General features: G+C 70.8%; 4 protein-coding genes and 1 riboswitch. Of the genes, 1 reads left to right on the top strand and 3 read right to left on the bottom strand.

Annotation, left to right across the window (positions count from 1 at the left end; translation table 11 throughout):
- The 3 genes from B2869_RS02130 to B2869_RS02120 all read right to left on the bottom strand — a co-directional run.
- Nucleotides 1–459, bottom strand: a 459-nt coding sequence (locus tag B2869_RS02130; RefSeq protein ID WP_292762154.1) for a bifunctional diaminohydroxyphosphoribosylaminopyrimidine deaminase/5-amino-6-(5-phosphoribosylamino)uracil reductase RibD, incomplete at its 3' end; no start/stop codon positions are given.
- A gap of 63 nt (nucleotides 460–522) precedes the next feature.
- Nucleotides 523–667: riboswitch (FMN riboswitch) on the bottom strand.
- A 78-nt stretch (nucleotides 668–745) separates the two neighbouring features.
- Nucleotides 746–1,609: an Fpg/Nei family DNA glycosylase gene (locus B2869_RS02125; protein WP_292762151.1), complete on the bottom strand. Its 864-nt coding sequence runs from the start codon at nucleotides 1,607–1,609 to the stop codon at nucleotides 746–748.
- A 51-nt stretch (nucleotides 1,610–1,660) separates the two neighbouring features.
- Nucleotides 1,661–2,224: a GNAT family N-acetyltransferase gene (locus B2869_RS02120; protein WP_029260419.1), complete on the bottom strand. Its 564-nt coding sequence runs from the start codon at nucleotides 2,222–2,224 to the stop codon at nucleotides 1,661–1,663.
- Between the two features lie 78 nt (nucleotides 2,225–2,302).
- Here B2869_RS02120 and B2869_RS02115 point away from each other — a divergent pair.
- A partial coding sequence (locus B2869_RS02115; RefSeq protein WP_292762146.1) for a hypothetical protein occupies nucleotides 2,303–2,582 on the top strand: 280 nt, incomplete at its 3' end.

The raw sequence follows: 2,582 nt of genomic DNA, 5'->3' as shown, positions 1-2,582 counted from the left end.
AGTGACATGGGGGCGTCCGAGTCGCTGGGCGGTCAGCCATCCGGCGATGAGCGCGTGTGCAGCGTCCGCCTGCTCACCCGACTCGACGTCGACGCCTGCGGACCGCAGGCGTTCCGCCCCGCCGCCTGAGGCGACGCCGGGATCGTCGAGCGCGTACACCACGCGTGCGACGCCCGCGTCGATGAGAGCGACGGTGCAGGGGCCCGTGCGGCCGGTGTGGTTGCAGGGTTCGAGGGTCACGACGGCCGTCGCTCCTCGCGCCTCGCCGGGTGCGAGCTTCGAGAGCGCGTCGACCTCTGCGTGGGGGGTGCCGGCGCCGTGGTGCCAGCCCTCGGCGATGACCCTGCCGTCGGGGGAGAGGAGGACCGCACCGACCTGCGGGTTCGCCCCGCGCGGTCCACGGGCGGCGAGGTGGAGCGCGCGATCCATCGCGTGGCGCTCTGCCGCGTTCACTGCCATCCGTCGTCCTCCTCTGAGGCTCCGGGTTCAGACAGGGGTGGCGGAACGGACGCACGGATGCGTCTCGTGCTGCCTCCCTTCCGGACTAGCGAGGTCGCCCTCGCATCACCGTCGGTCCCGGAATTCCACCGGATCGGCATCCCGATCTCTCGAGACGCTCGCGGACTGTCACCGCCGGTTCGGATTCCCACCGACCCCGGAGCACGTTGTTGTTCTGAGTGTACTCAACGCGTTCGGGCGCATTTCATTCCGCGACAGAGGACTTCGTCGTGCTGCGCGTCCGCCGTCACTTCAGCAGTCGGGAGAGGCGGCGGTCGGCCAGTACCTTGCCACCGGTCTGGCAGGTGGGGCAGTACTCGAGCGAGCGGTCGGCGAAGAACACGCTGCGGACCGTGTCTCCGCACACCGGGCAGGCTTCTCCTCGGCGCGCGTGCACCTGCATGCCGCGGCGCTTGGCATCCTTCAGGTCCGCCGGCGGTTTGCCGGAGGCTTGGGCGACCGCCTCTGTCAGCGTCTCGCGCATGGCTCCGAACAGGCGGTCGATCTCGGCGTCGTCGAGCTTTCCGGCGATCGCATACGGTGACATGCGCGCGGCATGCAGGATCTCGTCCGAGTACGCGTTGCCGATGCCCGCGATCACCGCCTGATCACGCAGCAGCCCCTTGATCTGCATGCGCCGATCCTCGAGCAGGGCGGCGAACGCCTCGCGCGTGAACGCGGGGTCGAGGGGGTCGGGGCCGAGCCGGGCGATGCCGGGCACCTCCTGCGGATCGCGCACCACGTACACGGCGAGCGACTTCTTCGTCCCCGCTTCCGTGAGGTCGAAACCGCTGCCGTCGTCGAGGGCGATGCGCAGGGCGATGGGGGACTTGCCCGGTTTGATGAGCGTGGTCGGGAGCGTCTCGTACCAGCGCAGCCACCCGGCCTTCGCGAGGTGGAACACCAGGTGCAGCTCGTCGCCGCAGGAGAGCACGACGAACTTGCCCAGACGCGCGGATGCGGTGATCGTGGCTCCCTGGAGGGCGTTGATCGGAGGATCGTAGGTCTTCAACGCGGCGATCGCCGAGACGGTCGCGCGCGTGATGGTGTGCCCGACGGCGCGTTCGGCGAGAAAGGTGGTCAGGCCCTGGACTTCCGGCATCTCCGGCATGGGTTCATCCTGTCATCGGGCGCCGACGCTGTCACCCGGTGGGCGCACCCCTCAGAGGATCGGCCAGTCGACCGGCGTGCGGTCGTCCCCGGGGAGGAGGCCGGCCGTCCAGCCGTCGTCGCGCCCGCGCGGGCTCGTCAGCGCCTGCCGCTGCAGGCCCTCGTAGCGGAAGCCGAGGGCCCGGGCGGCGCGGGCCGAGGGGATGTTCCCCGCGACGGCCTGCCAGCGGATGCGGACGAGCCGGAGTCCGACGAAACCCCAATCGATCACGGCCGCTGCTGCTTCGGTGAGATATCCGCGGCCCCGTGCGCCGGCCGTCACCCAGTAGCCCAGCTCGGCGGTCGCGCCCGTGAAGTGATCGGTCATGTTGTGAAGACCGATCATGCCCACGAGCTCGCCATCCGCATACATGCCCCAGACGACCTCGGAACCGGCGTCCCACTGCGCGGCTGACAGACGCACGAACTGCGCGGCGTCCTCGCGGGTGTACGGACTCGGCACGGTGGTCCAGCGCGGGATCTCCGGATCCTGGCACGCTTCGGTGATCGCGTCGATGTCCGCCTCCGTCGGGGCGTGCAGGACGAGTCGGGGCGTGGTGAGGGCGACGGATTCCATCCCGACAGCCTAGGCAGGCTGGCGTTCCTCGACGGGCGTGGCGGCCGGAGTGTCCGTGGGCGCGACTAGTCTTGTCCGGTGACTGTTCCGGGGATTCTGCGCGCCTTGGAAGAGGCGTCTCTGTACCGTGACGCCCTCAGCTGGGCGCGCACCGACGCCGACCTCGGCCTGGTCGACGGGCTCGACGCCCCGGCGCTCGCCGGCCTGCTCGAGAAGAGGGCGGCGGCGGGACACCCGGCCGCCCTCCTCGCCGTCGTCCCCACCGGGAGGCGGGCGGAGAGCCTCGCGCTGGCGATGCACGCCTACCTGCCCGACGCCGACATCCTCACGTTCCCCGCCTGGGAGACGCTGCCGCACG

The organism is Microbacterium sp. UBA3486, assembly GCF_002377845.1.
Lineage (GTDB): Bacteria > Actinomycetota > Actinomycetes > Actinomycetales > Microbacteriaceae > Microbacterium > Microbacterium maritypicum_A.
The sequence above is the reverse complement of the archived record's forward strand: the minus strand, read 5'-3'. Positions and strand labels throughout refer to the sequence as shown.

Excerpts from the sequence above, each read along its gene's own strand:
- B2869_RS02125 (WP_292762151.1), bottom strand. The coding sequence starts at position 1,609 with ATGCCGGAGATGCCGGAAGTCCAGGGCCTGACCACCTTTCTCGCCGAA.
- B2869_RS02120 (WP_029260419.1), bottom strand. The coding sequence starts at position 2,224 with ATGGAATCCGTCGCCCTCACCACGCCCCGACTCGTCCTGCACGCCCCG.